Here is a 24877-nt window from a genome sequence, read left to right as displayed (position 1 = left end):
AAGAAACCAGGTGGGTAAGGGGGGTTAAATCTGCCTGCATGTTTAGAACGCGTCTAATCGACCGATCTGTCATGGACCGTTGCCGGCGCTGCCGATCTGCCTGCAACGGCGCGGATCAACTCACGAAGGAGAGCATCATGAAGCTGAATTCCACCGGGATCGCGCTGGCCGTGGTCGCGACGGTCGCCGCCGGCTCCGCCTGGGCGGTGCGGGATGAGCCTATCCAACCCATACAGCCCGCCAAGGTGACGAACCCTGCCAAGGTCGAGCTCGGCAAGCGCCTGTTCTTCGATCCCCGGCTGTCCCGCTCCGGCTTCATCTCCTGTAATTCCTGCCACAACCTGTCCATGGGCGGTTCGGACAACCTGCAGACCTCCATCGGCCACAACTGGACCAAGGGCCCGATCAACGCCCCCACCGTGCTCAACTCCAGCATGGCGGTGGCGCAGTTCTGGGACGGCCGCGCCAAGGATCTGAAGGAGCAGGCCGGTGGTCCGATCGCCAACCCGGGCGAGATGGCCTTCACCCACGACCTGGCGGTGGACGTGCTGCAATCCATCCCCGGCTACGTCGCCGAGTTCAAGGCGGTGTACGGCTCCAGCCGCGTCGAGATCGACAAGGTCACCGATGCCATCGCCGCCTTCGAGGAGACGCTGGTGACGCCGGGCTCGGCCTTCGACAAATGGCTGCAGGGCGACGACAAGGCGCTGAACAAGCGCGAACTGGCCGGCTACAAGCTGTTCAAGGACAGTGGCTGCGTTGCCTGCCACAACGGGCCGGCGGTGGGTGGCTCCTCCTTCCAGAAGATGGGGCTGGTCGAGCCCTATGTGACCAAGAGCGGCGCCGAGGGCCGTGCCGGCGTCACCGGCAAGGACGAGGACCGCTTCAACTTCAAGGTGCCGACGCTGCGCAACGTGGAACTGACCTACCCGTACTTCCATGATGGCCAGGCGCAGACGCTGGAGGAGGCGGTGGACGTGATGGGCCGGCTGCAACTCGGGCGCAAGTATTCCAAGGAGGAGATCGGCCAGATCGTCGCCTTCCTGAAGACGCTCACCGGCGACCAGCCTTCCTTCATCCTGCCGCTGCTGCCGCCGTCCTCCAATGAAACGCCGAGGCCGGTGCCCTTCGACTGACTCAGGCAGGCCCAGGCCGTGGATGCCGGCGTAATGCCGGCCGTCCGCGGTCGATTGACAGTCATCGGGGGTAATACCAACATTCGACCACCGGGCAAGCTGGCCCGGCCAGGCCGATAAGGCCCCCGATATCAATCACGATAGGCTCCACAGAGATGGAAACATCATCAAGCCGCTACCTGGCCGATCGCCTGCGCGCCATCGGCGTGCCGGTGACCCTGCAGCGGCTGGAGATCGCACGGGTCATGCTGTCGCGGCCGGTGCACCTGTCTGCCGAGCAACTGCTCGCCAAGGTGCGCGATACCGTGCCGGAGACCTCGCGCGCAACGGTGTACAACACGCTCAGACTGTTTCGCGAGAAGAACTTGGTCAAGGAACTGATCGTTGATCCGGAGCGGGTGGTCTACGACTCCAATGTCGAGCCTCACTACCATCTCTACGACGTCGATACCGGTGAACTTACCGATGTCGCCGCCGAGGAGTTGCATGTGGTCGGTGTGCCCAGCCTGCCCGCCCATGTCGAACTGGAGCAGGTGGACGTGATCATCCGGGTGCGGGGCAAGCGGGTGTAACGCCGCTCGTGCCTGCCGTTACCGCTGCGGCTTCCGCACGAAAAACAAAAAGGCCACGCGGTGCGTGGCCTTTTCTTTTGGGCGGGTGGGCCTGGGGCGGGTCAGGGCGCCGTTTCCGGCTGGGTGATGAAGCCCATCTTCTCCACGCCGGCTTCGCGTGCCTGGGACATCACTTCCGCCAGCTTCTGGTAACGGGTGTTCTGGTCGGCGCGCAGGTGCAGTTCGGGCTGCGGGGTCTGCGCCGCCGCGCTGCGCAGCCGCTCCGGCAGCGCAGCGTCGTCCAGCGGCTCGTTGTTCCAGAACAGCTTGCCTTCCTCGTTGATCGCCAGCGTGACCGTTTCCGGCTTCTCGGTGTTGGGCTGGCTGGACGCCTTGGGCAGGTCGATCTTGACCGAATGGGTGAGCAGCGGCGCGGTGATCATGAACACGATCAGCAACACCAGCATCACGTCGATCAGCGGCACCATGTTGATGTCGCTGGACGGCGCGCGCTCGCTGCCTTGGTTGAAGCCGCCGAAAGCCATTTACGCGGCTCCACCGGCACCGGCCAGACGCACCGGCGCGCTGGGGGGGGCTTCTTCACGTTCGTTCAGCGGGCTGATGCGGGCGCCGGTGCAGAACCAGGAATGGAGGTCGTGGGCGAAGGCATCCAACTCGGACAGCTCGACACGGTTTGCACGGGTGAAGGCGTTGTAGGCCAGCACCGCGGGGATGGCGACGAAGAGGCCGAAGGCGGTCATGATCAACGCTTCGCCGACCGGGCCGGCAACCTTGTCCAGCGTCGCCATGCCGGAAGCGCTGATGTTCACCAGCGCGTGGTAGATGCCCCAGACGGTGCCGAACAGGCCGACGAAGGGCGCGGTGGAGCCGATGGAGGCCAGCATGGTGAGCCCGGATTCCAGCGAAGCAGTGGAGAGCGAAATGGACTTGCGCATCGCGCGGGTGATGAACTCCTCCGCGTTCAGCTTGCCGCCCAGGGTTTCGCGGTGGGTGTGGCGACGCACATGGTCGGTCGCCGCCGCGCCCTGCTGGGCGAGGGATTCGAAGGGCGAGTCCGGCGCCCGCTTGCTCAGGCGCTTCAGGCCCTCGGTGAGGTCGGGCGCCGCCCAGAAGGATTCGACCGCGTCATCGAAGCTGCGCGCGCGCAGCTGGCGCAGGCCACGCACCAGGATCAGGTACCAGCTAGTGATGGACATGACCAAGAGCATGAGGGCAACGATGCGGATGACCATGTCGGCCTGGCCCCAGAGGTGGGCAAGTCCGAAGGCTTGAGTGGTTTCCATGGGTCTTACTTTCCTTCGAGATTGAAAACGATGGGTACCAGTACCCAGGCTTCGATGGGCTGATCGCCCTGCTTAGCGGCAACGAAGCGCCAGCGGGTCACCGCGTCGCGGGCTGCATTGTCCAGCCGTTCCGAGCCCGAGCTCTTGGAGAGCTCGATCTTGGCCGGCAAACCTTCAGGGGAAACGAGTACCCGCAGCATCACCCGGCCTTCCTCGCGCATGCGGCGCGATAGTGGTGGATAGCTGGGGGCGGGGTTGTTCAGGTAGTCGGCGTCGAAGCGTGCCGCGGTGACGGGCGCGGGCGGCGCCGGCGCCGGGGGGGCGGGGGGCGCCGGCGGAGCTTGCGGCGGCGCCGGTGGAGTCGGTTCGTGCTTCTCGGCCGAGATCGCGGTTTCGGAGGTCGTCGTCGGTTCGGGCTCGCGGGCCACCGGCTTGGGGCGCGGCTTGGGCTCGACCTTGGGCGGAACCGGTTTGGGCGGGGTCGGCTTCTCGACCTTCACCGGCGGTGCGGGCGGCGCGGGTTCGGGTTGAGGTGGCGCTTCCAGCGGAATGAAGGCGACCTGGATGGGTGTGATCTGGGGCGGGATGGTGACCTTGGCGCCGAAATAGACCAGGGTTGCCAGACCGCCCAGATGCAGCCCCAGAACCAGCACGGCGAGGGAAGCGCGCTCGGCGCGGCCGCTGCGGCGCTTGCCGCCGGAGGGCGGCTGCGGGGTGGCGGGCGGAGTCGCCTGCCGCGCCTGGTGCGACTTCTGGGCGTTGTTGTCGCCGTTCAGGGCAAGAGCCGGGGAGGCAGCGGCGGTCATCAGTGGAAATCCGGGGAGAAGCGGGAAGTCGACATCGTAATCAGCGCAGGTTCAAGGTCATGCTGGCCAGTGAAGGCTCCATCAGCAAGTGCATCAGCAGGGCTGCGATGGCCAGATAGAGTGCGAAGCGTCGCGCGGGAAACGCGGGTACTGCATGGTTGTTGGTGCGCTGGCGGTTCGGGCTGGTTTGCATGGCAAAGCGAATCTCCGTCGGCTGAGCGCACCGTTTGCTGCTGGAGCGCCGAGGGGCGCTCCAGCCTGGGCCGGTTTATGAGGCTTCCGGTTCCATCTGCGACTGCAGGTAGTTCGGCAGGCCCACTTGGGCAACCAGGTCGATCTGGGTTTCCAGGTAGTCGATGTGCTCTTCGGTGTCTTCGAGAATGTCTTCCAGCAGGTCGCGGGAGACGTAGTCCTTACAGGACTCGCAGTAAGCGATGGCCTCGACCAGATCGGCGCGGGAGGCCTGCTCCAGCTTCAGGTCGCCGGCAAGACACTCGGGAACGTTCTCGCCGATCATCAGCTTGTTGAGGTTCTGCAGATTGGGCAGACCTTCGAGGAAGAGCACGCGCTCGATGAGATCGTCCGCATGCTTCATTTCTTCGATGGACTCTTCGTACTCGTGCTTGCCCAGTTTGATCAGACCCCAGTTCTTGTACATGCGGGCGTGCAGGAAGTACTGGTTGATCGCCGTCAGTTCGTTGGTCAGTTGCTTGTTGAGTAGTTGAATGACTTTCTTGTCGCCTTTCATGAGGCCTCCACGGCAAGGGGAAACGAGGGCAGGACGCCCGCGGGCATCCCGTAGTCCGGGGCCTGTTCGGCCATCGCAGCGCGCAGACAATCACGAGCGCATATCGCGCAGCGGCCGCATTCGGCGGTGACACCCAGATCCTTGCGCAACTCGCGCATGGTGGTCACGCCATTGCGTACCGCTTCGTTGATATGCCGCTCAGTTACCGCGTTGCAGACACAGACATACATAGTCTAGCCTCGTTGAGGGGTTTTGCCGTTCCTGGCCGTGCTACTTGGTGAGAATCAACTTTCCCGCACGGGTGGTGCGGAGTACGTACTGCACACCCTGATGGTCGATCGTGACGCTGGTTCGTCCCAGCAGCAGCATGCTGCTGGGAATGGGAGGCTCGGCCATGGGGGGCTGCCTTTCCGCGAACCGGGGCAGGTCGCGGGCTGCCGGGGCGGATGTATCTGCCGGAGCGATCGACTCTGCTGTCATGTTGCATCGCCATACAAATAAGAATGATTTGCATTACATCACCATTGCGCAGCTTTCGTCAAGTCCGCGCCGGATAAGGCTGAGCGCGTGTGTGACTGACTTCTTCGGCCTGCAGCATTGGCTGTCCAAAAATATTGCCAATTGCATATTCCGCCCCGCTCTCCGGCAGGGCGCTGTCCACAGGCGGAAAGCAGGAAGCGGGCCACTTGGAGAGGCTGTCCCGCTGAAAGGCGGATTGCGGACCAGGGGGGGCGAAAGCTCCCGGACTGAGGGCGTTTCCGCAGTGCGGAAAGTTCGCCTGCAGCTGGAAGTGATCGCGTTCCCGTTCTGTCCCGCAGGATTGCGCCTTGTCGGGTTTGCTACGAAGGGCCGGGACGGCGGGGAGGGTTTGTCGCGGGGCTCAGGGGCTGGGGAGTGTGAGCAGCACGCGGACGCGTTGATCCAGGACCCCGGTCGGCAGATAGGCGAGACTGGCCTGCCCCTCCGCCAGCCAGCGCAGGACTTCCTCTGCTCCGTTGGCCTGCCGTGGCGGGAGGGCGCGGCCGGTGAAGACTTGGCGCGACCAATAGGCCCGGATCTGCGCCGGATTCTTGCCGGTGAGGTCGAGGTAGAAGGCGTCCCGCACCGGCCCCGGCGGCAAGTCGATCAGCACGGCGGCCTGACCGTTCGCCAGCGTGGCGCGATGGCCGAGATAGAGCTGGGTGGCTTCCTCGCGCCCCAACTCCTGGATGCTGGACTGGCGTCCGGTGACCAGGGCGATGTCCGCCCAGGCGAACTGGATGCCCAGCGCCAGCGGCAAGGCGAGCGCCCAGGCGAGGAGAGGGCCTCTAGAAGACGACATCCAGGGACAGGCTCAGCGTGTCTATCGTGCGTCCGCGCATGTCGGCGGCAGCGGGCTCGCCCCGGGGGAAGAAGCTGCCCCAGCCGTCGCGGTCGGTATGGGTCCGCGTCCATTCGGTCTTGAGCGCGGCATTGGCGGCGAAATCCCAGCGCAGGCCGAGGGTGGCGCTGCGTTGCGCGAGGTTGCGGGAGGCGAGGAAGCCCTCGAAGGCCTGGGTCAGCGCCGGGTCGCCGAGGTCGGTGCGGGCGATCGGCCTGTCCTGGGTTTGCCGCGCCAGCGTCAAGAAGGGCAGCCAGTTGCCGAAGCGGTGGCCGGCGGTGAGATGCCAGCCGTGGCCGCTGTTGGCGTAGCGGGTGTTCTCGCGGCGGGCGTATTCACCGATCAGCAGCCACTCGCCATCGTCCCACTGGAAGCCGGCGGAACTGAAACGGGCGCGTCCATCATCGCCGGAGAGGTCGGCCAGGACGTCGCTGCGTCCCAGCATCTGCAGCGCGCCGGTGAGCTGGCGGTAGTCCGGGTCGTTCCATTGCAGCTTCAGCCGCGCGCGCGCATGGCCGAGGTGCACCAGGAGGTTGCCGTGGGTGAGCGAGAGGTTCAGGCCCAGGGTTTCGCGCAGGCCGATGTCGCCATTCTTGTAGAGCGGGAGGTCGCTGTGGCCGGCGTAGGGGTGCAGTTCCAGCTGGGTTTCGCCCAGTTGCAGGCGGTAGAGCAGGTCGATGCCGTCGAGGTCGGGGAAGGGATTGAGGCTGTAGACCTCGCCCGGCGGCCGGACCCAGGGGTTGCCGTAGTTGATGTCCTGCGTGTCCGACAGCATGAAGAAGGGTACCCGCATGCGGCCGGCACGTACCGTCAGCGTCGGGCTCAGGGCGTAGCTGAGGAAGGCCAGGCTGGGCCGCGGGGTGTATCTGCCCTCCGGCGTTTCGCGGCTGATGACCTGCAGTGCGGCACCGAGCCGGTCGCCGAAGCGGAAGTTGCCCTGCAGGCCCGCCACCGTGTCCGGACCGAAATCCGGATTCTCGGCGCCAGGGTGATCCACGCCGATGCGGGCGTAGCGCAGATCGCTCGCCGAGGTGGAAACCATGCCCAGGGTGGCGAAGCCGGACCAGCGCACGTCCGGCATCTCGGCATGCAGGCCGACCGACCGCAGCAGCGCCGCGCAGACGAGGAGGGGGGGCAGCAGCTTCACCCGGCCAGCGCCAGCGGGGGAGGGAGCCGTGCCGTCATTGCGTCGGCGGGCAGCGGCCGGGAGAAGAGGTAGCCCTGGCCGTAATCGCAGTGCATTTCATGCAGCAGGGTGGCCTGGTCTTCGGTTTCTATGCATTCGGCGACCACCGCGATGCCGAGATCGTGAACCAGCTCGATGCTGCGGCGGACGATGGCGCGCAGCCGGGCGTCGTCGGTCAGCGAGCGGACGAAGGAGCCATCCAGCTTGACCACGTCGCAGGGGATGGTGTGCAGATAGCTGAGCGCCGAGAAGCCGGTGCCGAAGTCGTCGATCAGCACCATGACGCCTGCCTGGCGCAGCTGCTGCAGCGCGGCCTTGGCCGGGCCGTCAGGGCGCGCGAACAGGCTCTCGGTGACTTCGATGCGGATGCTGGCGGGCGAGACGCGGTGACGGGCGATGGCGTCCAATAATTCGGTGGCCAGCGCCGGCCGGCTCAGCTGGCGGGCAGAGAGGTTGACGCTGACCGGCGGTGGTGTGTAGCCCTCGCTCTGCCAGCGGGCAAGGTCTGCGCACACTTGCTCCAGCACCTGCATGCCGAGCTCGTGAACCAGGTCCAGCGCTTCTGCGAGCGGGATGAAGACGTTGGGCGCCATCAGGCCGCGGGTCGGGTGCGGCCAGCGCACCAGCGCTTCCATGCTGCTCAGCCGCTGCTCGGCCAGGGTGACGATGGGTTGGTAATGGACGATGAGGGCGCGCTCGTGCAGGGCCTGGCGCAAGTCGGACTCGAGCTGCAGCGTGAGCAGCGTCTGGGCATGCATGGAGGCGTGGAAGACGGCCACCGGCGAGTCTTCTGCCTGACGTGCCTTGTGCAGGGCGTTGTCGGCATCCCGCAGCAGGGCGCCGGCATCCTCGTAGTCCGGCTCGCCGAGGGCGACGCCGATGCGGCACTTGGGATGCAGCGGCTGGCCGGTGGCGGGCAGGGCGAAGGCCGGCAGCTCCACCAGGGACTCGGCCAGGCGCAGCGCTTCGGCGCTGTCCTTGAGCCCGTCCAGCAGGACGGCGAACTGGTCGCCGCCGACGCGGGCGAGGACGTCGCCGGCGCGCAGCGAGGCGGAGATGTGGCCGGCGATGCTGCGCAGCAGGGCGTCGCCGGTGGCATGGCCATAGCTGTCGTTCACCAGGCTGAAGCGTTCCAGGTTGATCGCCAGCACTGCGAAGCGTTCGTCGCCGTCGCGGCGCTGCTGGCCGATGGCGCGGCGCACATGCTCGATGAAGAGTGCGCGGTTGGGCAGGCCGGTGAGGCCGTCATGCAGGGCATCGTGCACCAGCTGCTGTTCCGCCTGCCTGCGCATGTCCACATCGCCGATAGAGCCGGCCATGCGGATGGCGCGGCCGTCGTCGCCGCGGCGGGCGACGCCGCGGGTGACCACCCAGCGGTAGCCGCCGTCCGGCAGGCGGATGCGGTGTTCGCAGGTGAAGCGGGCGCTGATGCCCTTGAGGTGCTCGGCCATGCGCTGGCGATAGGGCTTCACATCGTCCGGGTGAAGCAGGTCCAGCACTTGCTGCGGCGAACCGGGCAGGTCGCAGGCGGTGCGGTCGGCAATCTCGCGGAAGCGTTCGGAGTAGTAGATGGTGTTGCCCGGGATGTCCCAGTCCCACAGCCCGTCATTGGCGCCTTGCATGGCGAGGGCGTAGCGGTCTTCGCTGGCGGCCAGGCGGTCGGCCGTGTCCTGCAGTTCGCCGACCCGTTCCTGCAGCGTGGCCGCCATCAGGTTGAAATGGCGTGCCAGCCGGGACAACTCGTCATTGCCATACACCGGCAGGCGGTGCTCGAAGTGGCCGTCGGCGATGGCGCGGCTGCCGTCCAGCAGGCGGCGCACCTTGCTGGTAAGCAGATAGCCGAGCGAGGAGATGAGCAGGAAGGTGAGCAGCAGTTCGGCCGAGGCGATCAGCGTGCCCTGCTCGATAATGGCCTTGCGCGCGGCAGCGAGGATGGAAACCGAAACGCCGAACTGCAGGAAGCCGACTTCGTTGCCCGACAGCAGCAAGGGGCGGCGGATGTGAATGAAGCGTTCGGCGAGCACCCGGTCGATGTCCGCTGGCAAGGCGCTGCTGCCGACGGGCAGGGGTTCGAGCTCCGGCCGGCCGGCGGAGAGCAGAAAGCGGCCCTGGCTGTCGCCGATGCGCACATAGGCCAGCCCGCCGTGAGCGTCGGCCAGCAGTTCGCGCAGCAGGTCCTGCAGCGCCGGGTAGCGTTCCTGTTCGCCGAAGGCGGTGGCCATGGCGTGCAGCATGCTGGCGTTCTGTTCGACCAGGGTGTCCAGGCTGGCGGAGGCGGCCTCGTTCATCAGGCGGACGCTGTTCACCACCAGCAAGGTGAGCAGCACTACCTGGACGGCGGTGCTGGCGAGCAGCAGGCGGACCCGGATTGAAGCGGGCCGGAAGGGCAGGCGCACGAGGGAGATATCCGTCAGCTAGGGAGCGTGGCGGGTCAGCTCCGCCGGCAGGAGTGCCGATGGCGCCCGGGACCACTTCGGGATCATACGGTCGGTGTAGCGCCGGCGGGTGCGACATGCGTCATGGTCGGCCGCCGATTGCGCTGGACCTCAGCGCCGGGCCTGGCGGCGGACGGCGGGGGAGGCATCGATGCGGCCTTCGCTGGCATACGCCTCCAGGTTGGATTCGATGCGGTCGGGGTCGTAGAGGTAATTGACCATGATGCCCCAGGACTGAGCCAACCCCTTGGCTGAGCTGTCCGCCATCCAGTTCAGCCGCTCCACGCGGGCGCCGTTGCCCAGGTGGAAGCGGGCCACCGGATCCACCGGCCGGCTGTCGCCGGCGGTGTGCAGCAGGTAATGGGCCGCCACCCGCAGCAGCGGCTCCTTGAGCGCTCGCGCCAGCGCGGGGTCGTCCTGCCAGTCCGCCTTACCCTCCAGCAGGGCGCCCAGCCGGGGCGAGTCGGGGCCTTCTACTCCTGCCGCTGCCAGCTTCTTCCAGTCGGCCGGCGTGAGGGCCTTGGCCAGTTCCTCCGGATGGCGGCTGGTCCAGCGCACCAGGCCGGGCAGGGGCGAGAGGGTGGCGAAGCACTTCAGCTTGGGAAAGTCGCGCTGCAGGTCTTCCACCACCCGCTTGAGCAGGAAGTTGCCGAAGGAGATGCCGCGCAGACCGGCCTGGGTGTTGCTGATGGAGTAGAAGATGGCGGTGTCGGCGCGGCGGGTGTCCTGCACCGGCGCATGCTCGTCCAGCAGTTGCTGCACGTTGTCGGCCAGCTGTTCCAGCAGGGCGACCTCGACGAAGATCAGCGGCTCCAGCGGCATGCGCGGGTGGAAGAAGGCGTAGCAGCGGCGGTCGGTATCCAGCCGGTTCTTGAGGTCGTTCCAGGAACGGATCTCGTGCACCGCCTCGTACTCCACCAGCTTCTCCAGCAGCACCGCCGGCGAGTGCCAGGTGATGCGGGTGAGCTCGAGAAAACCGACGTCGAACCAGGCGGTGAGCCGCGCTTCCAGTTCGCGGTCCAGCGGCTTCAGCAGCGGCTCCTCCGGCAGGTAGCGCAGCAGGTCGGCGCGCAGGTCGACCAGGAACTTCACCCCCTGCGGTATCGCATTGAACTGGGTGAGGATGCGGATGCGGCGGGAGCGCATGGCGGCGCGCAGCTGCGCCTCCGCGTCCCACTGCCGTTCGCTGCCCACCGCAGCCTGGTAGGCCTTGTGCGCCGTGGCCACCTGGGTGGGGTCGGGGCCGAATTCCAGCGCGATCATGCGCAGCACCGCAAGGCGGCCGCCATCGTCCAGGCCGAGATAGGTTTCCGCCAGGCGGGCAGCTCGCTGGCGGGTGGATATCTCGCCGCCGCGGCCCTCGGCGCATTCGTGCAACTGCTGACGGATGCGCTCCAGAATCTTCTCCGACGGCTCCTTGGGCTTGGCGGTGGCATTGGCGACCATCTCGCGCATGCGGGAAAGCCCGCGGGAAAACAGATCGGTGGCGGACATGGACAGTCTCCAGAAACAGGCCGGATGGGTGGCGCCATGATATCGCGCCGCCCCGGAGGCAGCCCTGGCGGCAGGCCGCGCTGCGGGGCCGGAAGGCGCGCCGGCAAGGGCTGCACGCCTCGCAGGCCTTGGCGTAACATCGGCTTACTCCCCGCCCGGCAGGAGGATGTGCTGATGAGCGACGCCCCCCTTCCCCCGCTTCCGCCGCCCCCCTCGCCAGGGCTGCTGGCGCTGCCGGCTACCTTGATCTACGCCGCTTTCGCGGTAGCCTGGATCATCTATTCCGACCAGCTGATCTCCATGTGGGTGGGCGAGCCGAGCCGGCTCACCGAGCTGCAGACCTACAAGGGGCTGTTCTTCGTGCTGGTCACCTCGGTACTGCTGTGGATCCTGGTCAGGCTGGGCTTTGCACGCCTCACCCAGCTGCAGCAAGGCTTGCTGCGGCGGGAGGCACGCCTGCGGCTGGCGATACGCGCCACCGGGCTGGGGTTGTGGGACTACCGGGCGGATGGCGACGTGGTCGAACACGACGAGAGCGTCGCCCGCATGGTGGGAGCGCCGTCGGAGGCCTTCAGCGAACCGGCCGATGCGTGGCTGGAGCGGGTACATCCCGAAGACCGGGAGCGGGTGCGCGAGCGCTTCCGCGCCTACCTTGGCGGCCGGGTGGCGACCTACCAGTGCGAGTTCCGCATGCGCCTTGCGGGCGACATCTACCGCTGGTTCAGCTCGGTGGGGCAGGTGGTGGAGCGGGATGCCGACGGGCATCCCCTGCGGGTGGTAGGAACCTATCTGGACATCTCGGATCGGCAACTACACGGGGCCGGCGGGGCCATGGCGCAGCGAGTGTGACGTGTTGCATAAACCCTTCGTTGCGAGGGGTTGATGCCTGTCAAGGGCGTATGCCATCGTGTAGGTGGAGGTATGCCGTGAAGATTCCCGATTGCCAGCCCTGCCTGATGACTGCTCCCCAGACCACGCCGCTGCGTGTGCTGCTCGCCGTGCCGGAGACGCCAACCTGTGCCAAATTGAAGGCGGAACTCGCTATCTGCACCGGTGTGCGCATCGTTGGCAAGGCCGATCGGGAGAGCGAGGCCATGCGGCTGTTTTTCCGCATGCGGCCCGAGGTGCTGGTGGTCGACTGGCGCATCGCCGAGCATGAGCCGGCGCGCCTGGTGGGCCTGCTGAAGCGGGTGTCGCCGGGAACCTGTGCGGTGGCGGTGGTGCCGGGCGTGGACTCCATGCCGGCCCGTGCCGCCCGCGCCTTGGGCGCAGATCACGTTGTCGTGGCGGCGGACCTGCCAGACTGCCTGGAACGCATCGCCGCCGACGCCGAGGCGCGCCACCGCCACTGACTTCCCGCTTCGCCTCCCCCCAAGCCCTACCATTGGCATGAGGGCGGGCAAAGAACTGCCCTCGGCGCTGCAGGCTACACATCCTCGTTTGCTGTTTCCCGATTGCCGGGCCACCTTGGATGGTGCCGGCCCGGGCATGCAGCGACGCGACGCCCGGCCGGCCGCTGCCTTCGGGATGCCGCCCGGTCAGGCCTTCAGTTTCCTGCTGTAGCCGAACAGCACCGCTCCTGTCAGCACCATGGGCACGCACAGCCACTGGGCGGTGGACAGCCCCATGGACAAGGTGCCGAAGATGCCCGGGTCCGGCGTGCGGAAGAACTCGGCGATGAAGCGCAGGCAGCCGTAGCCGAGCAGGAACAGCGCCGATACTGCCATTCTCGGCCGCGGTTTGGCGGCGAAGAACCACAGTATCAAGAACAGCAGCAGCCCTTCTCCGGCGGCTTGGTAGAGCTGCGAGGGGTGGCGCGGCAGATCGTCCACCAGCGGAAATACCATCGCCCAGGGCAGATCCGGGTTGGCCGGACGACCCCACAGCTCGCCGTTGATGAAATTGCCGATGCGGCCAGCGGCCAGACCCAGCGGCACCATCGGGGCGATGAAATCCGTCACCTCCCAGAAGCCGCGGCCATGCTTGCGGCCGTACAACCACATCGCCGCCAGCACGCCGAGGAAGCCGCCGTGGAAACTCATGCCGCCTTTCCACACCGCGACGATCTCGGCCGGGTTGCTGAAGTAGTAGCCGGGCTGGAAGAACAGCACCTCCCCCAGCCTGCCGCCGATGATGACGCCGAGCACGCCGTAAAACAGCAGATCGTCTATCGCCTGCGGCGTCCATCCGCTCTCCGGGCGACGGCGCGCGTGCAGGCGGCCGAGCACGATGAAGAGCACGAAGGCGATCAGGTACATCAGCCCGTACCAGCGCACGGACAGGGGGCCGACCGAGAAGGCGATCGGATTGATCTGGGGATGGATCAGCATGCGTCCACCCTTATTCGAACTGTTGGCGGAATGCTTCGAAGCCGCGCTTCAGGGTTTCCACTTCCTCGCGCAGGCGCTTCACCTCTTCTTCCAGTTCGCCGAGCCGGCTGCGGCTGCTGCTGCCCCCGCTGCCGGCGGCAGCGCTTTCCTGGGCTGCTTCCAGCGCGTCCTCGCCGCCCAGCAGATGCATGTAGCGGGTTTCCTTGGTGCCCGGCGAGCGCGGCAGGCTCACGGCCAGCGCCGGGTACTTTTCGGCCAGGTGCTCCAGCACTGCCTCCACCTCGGCGATGTCGTCGAAGCGGTGCATGCGCTCGCAGCGCTGGCGGATCTCGCCGGCGGTCTGGGCGCCGCGCAGCAGCAGCACCGCGAGCACCGCCTGCTCCGCCGGCGGCAGCGAGTGGCGCAGCCGCAGTTGGTGTTCGTACTTGGAGACACGGCTGCTCTGCTGGTCGCGGCGGCTCACCAGCCGCAGCCCGATCAAGCTGTCGATGGCGGCTTGCACCTCGGCCTCGCTCAGGTTCATCACCGGCTCGCGGGCGGTGAGCTGGTTGCTGCCGGTGGTCAGCGCATTGATGGACAGCGGGTAGGTGTCCGGGGTGAGGAAGGCTTTTTCGGCCAGTACGCCGAGTACGCGGATTTCGGCGGGGCTCAGGGAGTAGGTCTTGTCGTCGCTTGCGGCGGGGCTGTCCATGGTGTTTCCGGAGCTGGGGCGGGAGGGGCGATGATAAAGGAGACGCGCTTTCCGCGCGGCAAAGCGGGCCGCGGCGCTCGGCTATGATGGCCGCCTTGCCCACTTTTCCGCCCTCGTCAGGATGTCTTTCCGGCACCGCATTTCGTCTGCTGCCCTGTCGATTCCCCTGTTGATCGCCGTGCTCGGCCTGGCCCTGCAACTGCTGGAACCGCAGGCGGTACTCGCGCTGCGCCATGCGGTGTTCGACCAGTTCCAGCGCTGGCAGCCGCGCACCGCCGCCGAGGCGAAGGTGCGGGTGGTGGACTTCGACGAGGAGAGCCTGGCCCGCCTCGGCCAGTGGCCCTGGCCGCGCACCCGGCTGGCGGAGCTGCTGCAGCGCCTGGATGGCGCCGGCGCGGCGGCGGTGGGCTTCGACGTGCTGTTTGCCGAGGCGGACCGCAGCTCGCCGGCAGCCGTGGGCGCGCTGTGGCAGGTGCCGGCGTCCTTGCGCGGCGCGCTCGCCGGCTTGCCCGACCATGATGAGGCTTTCGCCGCTGCGCTGGCGCAGGCGCCGGCGGCGCTGGGTTTCGTCGCGGTGGAACGCGGCGCGCTGCCGCGGGACTTCGCCTGGCCCTTCCGCTTCGTGCTCAGCGGCGCGCCGCAAGTGAATGGGCTCTTCCATTTCGATGCCGCGGTGATGCCGCTGCCGGTCCTGGCGCAGGCGGCCCCCGGACTGGGAGCAATCAGCTTCGTGCCCGACCCGGACGGCGTGGTGCGGCGGGTGCCCATGGTGTTCCGCCTGGGCGGGGCGACGGTGCCGGCGCTGGTGGCGGAGGTGCTGCGGCTGGAGCAGGGGGCGCGCAACTACACCCTATTGGCCGACGGTGAGGGCAGGCTGGCCGGCCTGCGTGTCGGCAGTCGGGAGCTCGCCACCAACGAGCGCGGCGAAGTCTGGGTGCATTACGCCCGGCCGGATGCCGCGCTTTATCTGCCGGCCTGGCAGGTGCTGGCCGGCGAGGTGGATGCGGAACTGCGCGGCCGGCTGGTGCTGGTCGGCTCCTCCGCCCAAGGCTTGATGGACCTGCGCTTCAACCCGGTGAGCGGGCCGATGCCTGGGGTGGAGGTGCATGCCCAGGTGCTGGAGCAGATCCTCGCCGGCGACGTGCTGCAGCGGCCCGCGCTGGCACCGGCGGTAGAGAGCCTGGCGCTGCTGCTGGGCTGCCTGGTGGTGGTGCTGGCGACCGCCCGGGCGGCAACGCCGCTGGCGCTGGGTGTGCTGGCGCTGGTGCTGGGCGGGCTCGGTTGGGCGGGCTGGGCCGCCTTCTCTCGTCATGGGCTGTTGTTCGATCCCGCCCTGCCGGCGCTGACGGTGCTGCTTGCCTTCGCCGCCGCCAGTGTGATCCGCCACATCGCCGGCGAGCGGCGCCAGCGCTGGATACGGCTGGCCTTCTCGCGCTACGTGTCGCCCAACCTGGTGGAGCATCTGGTGGCGCACCCGGAGCAACTGGCGCTGGGCGGCAGGCGGCAGGTGTGCAGCTTCGTGTTCACCGATCTTGCCGGCTTCACCGCGCTGATGGACAGGCTGGACCCGGCGGAAGCGGTGGCTCTGCTCAACCGCTACCTGGACGAGATGATAGGCATCGCCTTCCGTCACCAGGGCACGCTGGACCGCATCGTGGGCGACGCGGTGGCCATCATGTTCTCCGCGCCGGTGCTGCAAGCCGACCACGCCTGCCGGGCGCTGGCCTGCGCACGGGAGATGGCCGCTTTCGGCGCCGCCTATGCGGCAGAGCTGGCGGCGCAGGGCGTTCCCTTCGGCCACACGCGGGTCGGCGTGCACACCGGCGAGGTCATCGTCGGCAACTTCGGCGGCAAGGCCATCTTCGATTACCGCGCGCTGGGCGACGCGGTGAATACCGCCTCGCGGCTGGAGGGCGCGAACAAATACCTCGGCACCCAGCTCTGCCTGTCGGCGGCGACCCTGGCGGCCTGCCCGGGGGCGACGGTGCGGCCGGTCGGGCGGTTGATGCTGCGGGGACGCAGCGAGGCGCTGATGACCTACACGACCGTGGAGGCGGAGGACGGCGCCCACGCCGCCGCCTACACCGCCGCCTACGCCTTGCTGGCGGCGGGCGAGGAGGGCGCGCTGACGGCTTTCGAGAAACTCGCGGCGCTGCGGCCGGAGGACGCGCTGGTGCGCCTGCATCTGGCGCGGCTGCACGCCGGTGCGCGGGACGATCTGGTGGTGCTGGAGGGGAAGTAGCCTCGCCCTCTGCGAAGAAGCGGAGGCTTCAGCGGGCGGTGCGATTCGCACTCACAGGCGTGAGCCGGCCCCGGGGCAAAACGGAGGGGCGCCTTGGCCGAAGCCGGCGCCCCTGACCCTTCCGGTTTCCGATGGCACGGGATGCGCGCTCAGCGCACTGTCACTTCCACCCGCCGGTTGCGCGGCTCCTGGGTTTCGTCCGGCGTCGGGATCAGCGGATTGCGTTCGCCGTGGGAAGTGGCATTCATCTCCAGCGGCTTTGCGCCCTCGCTCTCCAGCAGCTTACGCACCGCCTCGGCACGCGCCAGGCCCAGGCCCTCGTTGGCGCTGGCGTTCCCCATGGTGTCCGTGTGGCCGATGATGGAGACGTCGGCCGCCGGCCGGCGGGCGATGGCGGCGAGGATGTCCGGCAGCCGGGCGAGGGATTCCGCGGTCAGGCGCTCGCCGCCCTCGAAGTAGAGCAGGAAGCTCTCCGGCAGCGGCGGCTGGGCGGCCAGCGCGGCGCCGAAATCGCGCTGCACCTGGTCGGCATCCACCACCAGCGGGCGCGGGCCGTCGGCGTTCAGCGCCAGCGCATCGCCGGCGCGCTCCACGCCGGCCTGCCGGCCACTCGCGCCGGTCACCAGCACTTTGCCGTTGCCGCCGCCGGGGTTTTCCAGCAGCACCAGGTAGGACTGCGGCGCGCAGCCGGCGAGCAGCAGCGCGCCGATCAGGCCGGCTGCGCTGCGGGAAAGGAAAGCCCTGCGGGCGGAATTCATGGCGATGCGCATATCAGTCGGCCACCTTGACGACGAAGCGGGTGCCGCGGACGCCTATGGTGCCGGTGGGCGTGCGCACCGTGACCGCGTCCGGCTTGAGTCTGGCGATGACACCGGAGATGTAGTGCAGCGTGCCGCGCAGGATGCGCGCATCCAGCCGCAGCGCCTCGCGGGCGGGGGCGTAGAGGTAATCGTCCACCGAGATCTCGGTGTCCGGCCCGAGCGACAGCACCGTGTTGTCCTTGAGGATCAGGCCGAGGCTGGCGTTGGCACCGGTGATGATGCGGTCGCCCAGCTTCAGCGGGCTGCCGACCCGCGCCGCGCTGCTAGTTTCACCGCTTACGATGTTCGCATCGCCGCTGAGTGTCTTGACGTATCCTATCCGCGCATTGTCTTCGGCGTGCGCGGCTAGGCCAAACGCAAGCATCGCGGCAAGGCAGAGCGATCGGAAATGGTTCAATGGGGACTCCGGGGAACTGGGTTTGCCCGGTACGGGCAGGCCGTAAGTAATACCTTGCTTCCACGCTCGCCGCAATCGACCGGTAGCCCTGGGAGCGCAGGCAAAGGACGGTAAATGGGCATTCCGGCTGGACTGAAGCTGCGCTTTCATTACCTGACCACGGCCTTGCTGGCGGTGTTCGTCGTTTCCCTGATGGGCGTCTTCCTGTTCGCCGCCTGGAACCGCTTCGACGAAATGGCGGAGGAGAGCGCCACCGGCATCTTCGCCCACATCGCCGACCATAATGCCGCGCGCTTGCAGGAGATGATCGCCTCCGCCAGCCGGCTGGTGCGCATCCAGGCCAGCGTGGAGGCCGCCAGGCTGCACCGCGACGGCCGGCTGGACACCGCCCTGGTGGCGCCGGCGCTGCTGGTGGCGGTGCGGGAGAATCCCAATCTCTATGGCGTCTACCTCGGCCTGGCCAACGATGACTTCGTCCAGGCCATCGGCGTGCGCGGCGACCCGGCGGTGGCGCAGGCGCTGGCCGCGCCGGCGGATACCTGGTTCGCGCTGCGCACCATCCTCGCCGGCACCGGCGGCAGGACGGAGCACTGGCGCTTCCTTGACCGCGATGGCGGCGTGTTGGGCGAACGGCGCCAGCCGGCGGAGTACCGGCCGGGTGAGCGCCCCTGGTATGACAGCGCCCGCCGCCAGCCGGGGCTGCAGGCTACCGATCCTTATCACTTCCAGTCCTCGCAGGCGCTGGGGCTCACGCTGTCGCAGGCAGTGGCGGGCGGCGGCGGCGTGGTCGGCGCCGACCTGGCGCTGGGGCAACTGCAGCGCCTGCTCGCCGACACCGTGGGCGAGCGCGAGGGCGGAGCCGCAGTCATCGACAGCCAGCGCCGGGTGCTCGCCTTTCATGCCAGCGCCGCCCTGCACACGCCGCTGCCGGTGCCGCTGCAGCCGCTAGGCGAGGCGCTCACCCCGCTGCTGCAGCCGCTGAACGCCGCTGGCGTGGCGGGCGTAGGGGAAGCGGACAAGGGCAGCCGCCTCATCGACCTCCAGGGGCAGCGCTATGTCTATGCGCTGCGCGAGGTGGCGCTCAGTGCCGGCCAGACCTTCCAGGTGGCGGCTTTCGCGCCGATGAGCGCCTTCGCCGGGCCGATCGTGCGCACCCGCGACGACATCATGCTCATCTCGGCGCTGGTCCTGGCGCTGGCGCTGCCGGCCTCCTTCTTCGCCTCGCGCCAGGCCTCCCGCGCGCTGGGCCTGCTGGCGGCAGACTCGGAGCGGGTGAAGCGGCTGGACTTCTCCGGCCGCGTCACCGTGCGCTCGATGTTCTACGAGATCGATACCCTGGGCGAAGCGCACCAGACCATGAAGGCCTCGCTGCTGCAGCGCACCCGCGCGCTGAACGAGGCCTTGGCCAAGCTGCAGGGGCTGGTGGACAACGGCCTGCTGCTGTCTTCCGAGCGCGACCGCGAGACCTTGCTGCGCCATGTGCTGGAGAGCGGACGGCAACTGTGCAATGCCAGCGGCGCGCGGCTGTATCTCGCCAATGGGCAGGACGGTCTGCGCCTGGCGCTGGACAGCCATGGCGATCAGATCAGCGATGGCGTGGAAGAGGGCGCCTCACTTGCGCTGCACGACGCGGCCGGCGCCCCACGGCTGCGCGATCCGGTGGCGCTGGCGGCGCTGGAGCGTCGCACGGTGACGGTGGCAGATGCCGCCGCCGATCCCCGCTTCGACTCCGCCGTGGAGGCGGGCGCCGGAGTTTCCCTGCTCACCGTGCCGATGACCGCCTCCAGCGGCGAAGTCATGGGCGTACTGCAGTTCATCGACGCGGTGGACCCGGACAGCGGCGCCACCGTCCCCTTCGGCCCGGACACGGTGCAGTACGTCGAGGCCTTGGCTTCGCAGTCGGCGGTGGCGCTGGACAACTACCAGCTGTTGAACGCGCAGCAGGTACTGATGGACTCGCTGATCCAGATCATCGCCAGCGCCATCGACGCCAAGAGCGCCTACACCGGCGGCCACTGCGCCCGCGTGCCGGAGCTGGCCCTGATGCTGGCCGAGGAGGCCTGCAAGACCGACCACGGTCCGCTCGCCGACTTCCGCTTCGAGACCGAGGACGAATGGCGCGAATTCCGCGTCGGCGCCTGGCTGCACGACTGCGGCAAGGTGACCACGCCGGAATACGTGATGGACAAGGCCACCAAGCTGGAGACCATCTACAACCGCATCCACGAGATCCGCACCCGCTTCGAAGTGTTGCTGCGCGACGCCGAGATCGAGCGCCTGCATGCCGAGCGCAACGGCATGGAACCGGCGCGGGCCGCCGCCACCTTGGCCGGCCGCGTACAGCAGCTGCAGGCGGATTTCGCCTTCGTCGCCGCCTGCAACATCGGCGGCGAGTCCATCGCCGACGAAGACGTGCAGCGCCTGCGCCGCATTGGCGGCCAGACCTGGCTGCGCCATTTCGACGACCGCCTCGGCCTGTCCCACGGCGAACAGCGCCGGCTGACGGATCTGCCGGCGGCCGAGCTGCCGGCGGTGGAGCACCTGCTCGCCGACAAGCCGGAGCAGGTGGTGCCGCGCACCGGGGGCGAGCCGCTGGATCCCCGCTTTGGCTTCCGCGTCACCGTGCCGGAGCACCTGTACAACTTCGGCGAACTGCACAACCTTGCCGTCAGCCGTGGCACGCTGACCGAGGAAGAGCGCTTCAAGATCAACGAGCACATCATCCAGACCATCGTGATGCTGGACCGGCTGCCGCTGCCGGCGCACATGAAGCGGGTGCCGGAGTACGCCGCTACCCACCACGAGACGCTGATTGGCACCGGCTACCCTCGTGGTCTGCAGGCCGGCCAGCTGTCGGTGCCGGCCCGCATCATGGCGGTCGCCGACATCTTCGAGGCCCTCACCGCGCCCGACCGGCCCTACAAGAAGGCCAAGACGCTATCGGAGGCCATCCGCATCCTGGATGGTTTCAAGCGCCGGGAGCACATCGACGCCGACGTCTTCGACCTCTTCCTGCGCTCCGGCGTCTATCTCCGCTACGCCGAGCGCTTCCTCGCGCCGGAGCAGATCGACGAGGTGGATCTGGCGGCCTACCTGGGCTGAGCTGCGGCCGTGCCATCCGCAAGTCCGTGGCATGCCCCGACATGGGTCGGCTGCGGCCCGCTGTGGCACCAGCCATGTGCGCGGCCGGCCGGCGGGGTTAGAATCTCCGGTTCGACCCGCAGCTTCCCGGAGTACCCCATGCCTCAATACCGTTCCCGTACCTCGACCGCCGGCCGCAACATGGCGGGCGCCCGTGCGCTGTGGCGCGCCACCGGGATGAAGGACGGCGACTTCGAAAAGCCCATCATCGCCATCGCCAACAGCTTCACCCAGTTCGTGCCCGGCCATGTCCACCTCAAGGACCTGGGGCAACTGGTAGCGCGCGAGATCGAAGCCGCCGGCGGCGTCGCCAAGGAATTCAACACCATCGCGGTGGATGACGGCATCGCCATGGGCCACGGCGGCATGCTGTATTCCCTGCCCTCGCGCGACCTCATTGCCGACAGTGTGGAGTACATGGTGAACGCCCACTGCGCCGACGCGCTGGTGTGCATCTCCAACTGCGACAAGATCACCCCGGGCATGCTGATGGCCGCGATGCGCCTCAACATCCCCACCGTGTTCGTCTCCGGCGGCCCGATGGAAGCCGGTAAGGTCAAGTGGGAGGCCAAGGTGATCTCGCTGGACCTGGTGGACGCCATGGTCAAGGCCGCCGACAAGAACTGCTCGGATGAGGAAGTGGACGCCATCGAGCGCTCCGCCTGCCCCACCTGCGGCTCCTGTTCCGGCATGTTCACCGCCAATTCCATGAACTGCCTCACTGAAGCGCTGGGCCTGTCGCTGCCGGGCAACGGCACCATCGTCGCTACCCATGCCGACCGCGAGAAGCTGTTCCGCGAAGCCGGCCGCCGGGTGGTCGACATCGCCCGCCGCTACTACGAGCAGGACGATGCCTCGGTGCTGCCGCGCTCCATCGCCACCTTCGAAGCCTTCGAGAACGCCATCAGCCTGGATGTGGCCATGGGCGGCTCCACCAACACCGTGCTGCACCTGCTGGCCGCCGCCCAGGAAGCCGGGGTGGACTTCAAGATGGAAGACATCGACCGCATCTCCCGCAAGGTGCCCTGCCTGTGCAAGGTGGCGCCGGCGGTGGCGGATGTGCACATCGAGGATGTACACCGCGCCGGCGGCATCATGAGCATCCTCGGCGAGCTGGACCGCGCCGGCCTGCTGCACCGCGACGTGCCCACGGTGCACAGCAAGACCCTGGGCGAAGCCCTGTCCCGCTGGGACATCATGCAGGCCCACGACAAGGCGGTGTTCGACCTCTTCCTCGCTGCCCCCGGCGGCGTGCCCACCCAGGTCGCCTTCAGCCAGAACAAGCGCTGGAAGGAGCTGGACATGGACCGCGTCAAGGGCGTGATCCGCAACAAGGCCAACGCCTTCAGCCAGGATGGTGGTCTCGCCGTGCTCTACGGCAACATCGCCGAGAAGGGCTGCATCGTGAAGACCGCCGGCGTGGACGAGTCCATCTGGAAGTTCACCGGCAAGGCCCGCGTCTATGAAAGCCAGGACGATGCGGTGGAAGGCATCCTCGGCGAGGAAGTGCAGGCTGGCGACGTGGTCGTCATCCGCTACGAAGGCCCGAAGGGCGGCCCCGGCATGCAGGAGATGCTCTACCCCACCTCCTACCTGAAGAGCCGCGGCCTGGGCAAGCAGTGCGCGCTGCTCACCGACGGCCGCTTCTCCGGCGGCACCTCCGGCCTGTCCATCGGCCACGCTTCGCCGGAGGCGGCCATGGGCGGCGCCATCGCGCTGATCGAGAATGGCGACGCCATCGAGATCGACATCCCCAACCGCAGCATCCGCCTGGCCATCTCCGACGACGAACTGGCCAGTCGCCGCGCGGCGATGGAGGCCCGCGGCGCCAAGGCCTGGCGGCCTGCCTCGCGGGAGCGGGTGGTGTCCGCCGCGCTGCAAGCCTACGCCGCGCTGACCACCTCCGCCGACACCGGCGCGGTGCGCGACCTCAGCCAGCTGAAGCGCTGAACCCGCCCGGCGCGAGCGCGCCGGTAAAGGAACGGGGCGCGTCTCCCACTCGGGAGGCGCGCCCCGTCTGCATTGGGGCGCAAGAAAGGCGTTGCTGGCGCGACGCTGCCGAGCCTTGGCTCAGCCCTGGCCCTGCGTCAGCAACTCGCTGGCGGCACGGCGGATCAGGCCGTGCTCATCGATGCGGTGCGCCGTGCCGGCGCGCAGGCTGGAGGTCACGGCCTCCAGATCGGCGGCCACGGTGCGCTGGCGGCTCTGGTCCACCAACAGCACCACTTGGCGCGCCGGGCCTATCCAGGTGGCGCGGCCCAGCAGCGGGCTGCCGTCCGGCAACTGCAGCGCCAGCAGTTCGCCGCGGCGCAGCCAGTCGTTGGCGCCGCGGATCTCGGCGCGCTGCGGCGCCGAGGGCGGAAAGTGCAGATAGCTCAGCGCCGGCGTATCGCTCACCCGGGTCAGGACGGGTTCGGCAGCGGCTTCCTGCGGCGGCAACTCGGGCAAAGGCTTGCCGCCCAGGCGAGCGGCATGCATCGCCATGCAATCTTCCAGGGCGCGGTCGCGGGCGGCCTCGTCCAGCCCGAGCAGGGCGAGGCCCTTGTGCACCGCCTTGATCAGCTCCGGCAGGTTGGCCTGCAGCCGCTGGCGTGCCTGTGGGCTGTCCAGCGGTCGCCCGCTTTGCCCCAGGCGGTTGGCGACATCCAGCAACTCCCGCCATAGCGGGTGCTTGTCGCCGTGGTTGTAGAGCACCCGGGCCACCAGCTGCGTCCATTCGCCGGCGAGGAAGCGGCGCACCGCTGGCGGGGTGTGGTCGTCGCACAGGCGGGCGAGGGTGCGGGCGGCGGTAGACAGCGCATGGGCACGGCGGTCCAGGCGCTGGCCGGCGAGCATGGCGGCGTCGGTGAGCTGCTGTTCGATGGCGGCACGGCTGGCGAGTATCGGTTCCAGCCGCGCGTCTGCACGGGCGAAGTCCTCCGCGGCGGGGGCCGGCAGGGCGCAGAGTGCGGCGAGCGCCGCATCCAGGGTCTGCTCCGCCTCGGCCGGCAGCGTCTCGTCCGCGCCTGCGCCGATGCGGACCAGGGTGTCCAGCAGCTGGCGGGCGGGGTGCGCCGGGTCGCCGATGGCCGCGCTGTCGTCCACCACCAGCCGCAGCAGAGGGATCTGCAACTGGCTGAAGCGCTGGGCAAGTGTCGGCGGCACGCGGCTTTCGCCGCTCAGGTACTCGAGCAGGCGCTCGACGGTTTCTACCGCGGCGGCGGTTTCCGGCGGCAGCAGCGGTGCAAGTTCGCTGGCATAGAGGCGGTCGCCGGCGCTGTCATGGGCGGAGAGCCAGTTGCGCACTTGGCCGAGGATGGCGGCCGACAGTGCCGGGTCCAGCGCCTTGGGGGCGTCGACGGGCCGCCGCCGGGCGAGGTGGGCGCCGAGTGCGGATACCGGGTCAGCATCGGCGGGGGCCGGGGGCACCGTACGGCCGGCGGCGGCGAGCAGCGTGGTCTCCTCCGGCAGCGCCGGCAGTTCGCCGCTGTCGGCGGCGGACGGCGGCGCGGCGCCCGGCTGGTGGCCGCGGCCGACTACCGGCATGTCCAGTCCGCTCTCCAGCAGGCGGTCGTTCAGCCCGCGGTAGAAGGTGCGCAGCCGGCGGCCCAGGGGTTCCAGGGCGGTGGAGAGGAAGGCAGAGCGCTTCTCGCCGCTCAGGCCGGCGCTGTCGCACAACGCGCGCAAGCCGCGGCAGGCGGTCTCGGGGCCCACCGGGATCTGCTCTTCCGCCGCGTCCGTCTGGTCCAGCAGCACGAGATAGGCCGCGTGCAGGGGCGTCAGCTCGCTGCTGCAGCGGTCGCGCAGGCGGCGGGCGAGGTCGGTGAGCTCGATGGTGAATTCGAGATCGTCCTCGTGCACCAGGCTGATGCGGGAGGCGGTGAGGCCGCGCGCGGCGGAGAAGCTGTGGCGGTCGCGGAAGCCGGCCAGTTCGTCATGGCAGGCGCCGGCTGCCTCCGTGATGGCGGCGAGTTCCACCGGCCGGCCGCGGCCGACGTCCTTGGCGAATTCGCTCAGGGTCTCCAGCAGGCCGGCACGGAACTCGGCGACGAGGCTGGCGGAGAGGGTATTACCGGCGGGGTGGCTCATCGGTTTTCTATTGCAGGCGAGACCTGCATTGTGCCGCGGCCGGGCGCCGGCCGCGAGCCGGCCGCGAGCCGGCGGCGTGAGCTGTTTCGCATGGCACTGACGAACGATGTTGCGTGGCATGCACCCGCTTTGCTTGAATGTGCGTGTCTATGCAGACCGGCTGGCTA

23 protein-coding genes are annotated in these 24877 nt (G+C 68.5%); 7 read left to right on the top strand and 16 right to left on the bottom strand.

The genetic code is table 11. The features are described from left to right. Nucleotides 1-137 precede the first annotated feature (137 nt). A complete protein-coding gene (locus tag C7389_RS16075) occupies nt 138-1136 on the top strand; it encodes a cytochrome-c peroxidase (protein ID WP_133593303.1) in 999 nt (332 codons plus the stop codon). A 155-nt stretch (nt 1137-1291) separates the two neighbouring features. Continuing rightward, complete coding sequence (locus C7389_RS16070; protein WP_133593301.1) at nt 1292-1708, top strand: Fur family transcriptional regulator; 417 nt, start codon at nt 1292-1294, stop codon at nt 1706-1708. A 101-nt stretch (nt 1709-1809) separates the two neighbouring features. Here C7389_RS16070 and C7389_RS16065 read toward each other — a convergent pair whose 3' ends face one another. The 11 genes from C7389_RS16065 to C7389_RS16020 all read right to left on the bottom strand — a co-directional run bounded on the left by C7389_RS16065 (nt 1810) and on the right by C7389_RS16020 (nt 11020). Further along, nucleotides 1810-2232 carry an ExbD/TolR family protein gene (locus tag C7389_RS16065; RefSeq protein WP_133593299.1) on the bottom strand — a complete coding sequence of 141 codons (423 nt, stop codon included), beginning with the start codon at nt 2230-2232 and terminating at the stop codon, nt 1810-1812. Beyond that, nucleotides 2233-2991: a MotA/TolQ/ExbB proton channel family protein gene (locus C7389_RS16060; RefSeq protein ID WP_133593297.1), complete on the bottom strand. Its 759-nt coding sequence runs from the start codon at nt 2989-2991 to the stop codon at nt 2233-2235. A 5-nt stretch (nt 2992-2996) separates the two neighbouring features. After that, nucleotides 2997-3797, bottom strand: coding sequence for an energy transducer TonB (locus C7389_RS16055; protein ID WP_133593295.1), 801 nt, complete (start codon nt 3795-3797; stop codon nt 2997-2999). A 40-nt stretch (nt 3798-3837) separates the two neighbouring features. Continuing rightward, nucleotides 3838-3990 (bottom strand): hypothetical protein, encoded by a 153-nt coding sequence (locus C7389_RS24905; protein WP_162851760.1) that lies wholly within the window; start codon nt 3988-3990, stop codon nt 3838-3840. Between the two features lie 75 nt (nt 3991-4065). Continuing rightward, nucleotides 4066-4545: a bacterioferritin gene (gene bfr, locus C7389_RS16050; RefSeq protein ID WP_133593293.1), complete on the bottom strand. Its 480-nt coding sequence runs from the start codon at nt 4543-4545 to the stop codon at nt 4066-4068. Next, complete coding sequence (locus C7389_RS16045; RefSeq protein WP_133593290.1) at nt 4542-4775, bottom strand: (2Fe-2S)-binding protein; 234 nt, start codon at nt 4773-4775, stop codon at nt 4542-4544. The genes bfr and C7389_RS16045 overlap by 4 nt, the downstream gene beginning before the upstream one ends. 40 nt (nt 4776-4815) lie before the next feature. Beyond that, a complete protein-coding gene (gene hemP, locus C7389_RS25495) occupies nt 4816-4914 on the bottom strand; it encodes a hemin uptake protein HemP (RefSeq protein WP_169151915.1) in 99 nt (32 codons plus the stop codon). Between the two features lie 511 nt (nt 4915-5425). After that, on the bottom strand, nt 5426-5866 hold the full coding sequence (locus C7389_RS16035; protein WP_133593286.1) for a hypothetical protein: 441 nt from the start codon (nt 5864-5866) through the stop codon (nt 5426-5428). Then, nucleotides 5853-7052 carry a TonB-dependent receptor gene (locus C7389_RS16030; protein WP_133593284.1) on the bottom strand — a complete coding sequence of 400 codons (1200 nt, stop codon included), beginning with the start codon at nt 7050-7052 and terminating at the stop codon, nt 5853-5855. Before C7389_RS16030 ends, C7389_RS16035 begins: the two co-directional genes overlap by 14 nt. Then, the gene (locus C7389_RS16025; protein WP_211342518.1) at nt 7049-9487 is read right to left on the bottom strand and encodes a putative bifunctional diguanylate cyclase/phosphodiesterase; all 2439 of its coding nucleotides are present in this window, start codon (nt 9485-9487) and stop codon (nt 7049-7051) included. The genes C7389_RS16030 and C7389_RS16025 overlap by 4 nt, the downstream gene beginning before the upstream one ends. A gap of 150 nt (nt 9488-9637) precedes the next feature. Beyond that, entirely contained in the window at nt 9638-11020 is a 1383-nt protein-coding gene (locus C7389_RS16020) for a malonyl-CoA decarboxylase (protein ID WP_133593281.1), read from the bottom strand. A 174-nt stretch (nt 11021-11194) separates the two neighbouring features. Between C7389_RS16020 and C7389_RS16015 the strand changes: the two genes are divergently transcribed. After that, nucleotides 11195-11869 (top strand): PAS domain-containing protein, encoded by a 675-nt coding sequence (locus C7389_RS16015; protein ID WP_162851759.1) that lies wholly within the window; start codon nt 11195-11197, stop codon nt 11867-11869. Between the two features lie 77 nt (nt 11870-11946). Beyond that, the gene (locus C7389_RS16010) at nt 11947-12372 is read left to right on the top strand and encodes a response regulator (RefSeq protein ID WP_246034806.1); all 426 of its coding nucleotides are present in this window, start codon (nt 11947-11949) and stop codon (nt 12370-12372) included. Nucleotides 12373-12558: 186 nt separating this feature from the next. On the opposite strand, the gene lgt is transcribed toward C7389_RS16010, so the two are convergent. Both lgt and C7389_RS16000 read right to left on the bottom strand, forming a co-directional pair. Then, on the bottom strand, nt 12559-13350 hold the full coding sequence (gene lgt / locus C7389_RS16005; protein ID WP_133593277.1) for a prolipoprotein diacylglyceryl transferase: 792 nt from the start codon (nt 13348-13350) through the stop codon (nt 12559-12561). Between the two features lie 10 nt (nt 13351-13360). Continuing rightward, nucleotides 13361-14041, bottom strand: a complete 681-nt coding sequence (locus C7389_RS16000; RefSeq protein ID WP_133593275.1) for a YceH family protein — start codon at nt 14039-14041, stop codon at nt 13361-13363. A 178-nt stretch (nt 14042-14219) separates the two neighbouring features. Between C7389_RS16000 and C7389_RS15995 the strand changes: the two genes are divergently transcribed. Beyond that, the gene (locus C7389_RS15995) at nt 14220-16283 is read left to right on the top strand and encodes a CHASE2 domain-containing protein (RefSeq protein ID WP_246034814.1); all 2064 of its coding nucleotides are present in this window, start codon (nt 14220-14222) and stop codon (nt 16281-16283) included. 149 nt (nt 16284-16432) lie between these two features. On the opposite strand, the gene C7389_RS15990 is transcribed toward C7389_RS15995, so the two are convergent. Both C7389_RS15990 and C7389_RS15985 read right to left on the bottom strand, forming a co-directional pair. Beyond that, nucleotides 16433-17041, bottom strand: a complete 609-nt coding sequence (locus C7389_RS15990) for an OmpA family protein (protein ID WP_133593271.1) — start codon at nt 17039-17041, stop codon at nt 16433-16435. Nucleotides 17042-17054: 13 nt separating this feature from the next. Beyond that, nucleotides 17055-17501, bottom strand: a complete 447-nt coding sequence (locus C7389_RS15985) for a FecR family protein (protein WP_246034804.1) — start codon at nt 17499-17501, stop codon at nt 17055-17057. Nucleotides 17502-17615: 114 nt separating this feature from the next. Here C7389_RS15985 and C7389_RS25170 point away from each other — a divergent pair, with 114 nt between their 5' ends. Both C7389_RS25170 and ilvD read left to right on the top strand, forming a co-directional pair. After that, on the top strand, nt 17616-20603 hold the full coding sequence (locus C7389_RS25170) for an HD domain-containing phosphohydrolase (protein WP_211168374.1): 2988 nt from the start codon (nt 17616-17618) through the stop codon (nt 20601-20603). A gap of 138 nt (nt 20604-20741) precedes the next feature. Continuing rightward, a complete protein-coding gene (gene ilvD, locus C7389_RS15975) occupies nt 20742-22592 on the top strand; it encodes a dihydroxy-acid dehydratase (RefSeq protein WP_133593269.1) in 1851 nt (616 codons plus the stop codon). Nucleotides 22593-22712: 120 nt separating this feature from the next. Here the strand turns inward: ilvD and C7389_RS15970 are convergent, their stop codons facing one another. Then, complete coding sequence (locus tag C7389_RS15970; RefSeq protein WP_162851758.1) at nt 22713-24710, bottom strand: DUF1631 family protein; 1998 nt, start codon at nt 24708-24710, stop codon at nt 22713-22715. Nucleotides 24711-24877: the final 167 nt, after the last annotated feature.

The sequence above is a fragment of the Azoarcus indigens genome (genome assembly GCF_004361735.1).
In the GTDB taxonomy this organism is placed as follows: Bacteria; Pseudomonadota; Gammaproteobacteria; order Burkholderiales; family Rhodocyclaceae; genus Azoarcus; species Azoarcus indigens.
Note: the sequence above shows the minus strand (reverse complement) of the source record. Positions and strands in the feature narration are given on the sequence as shown.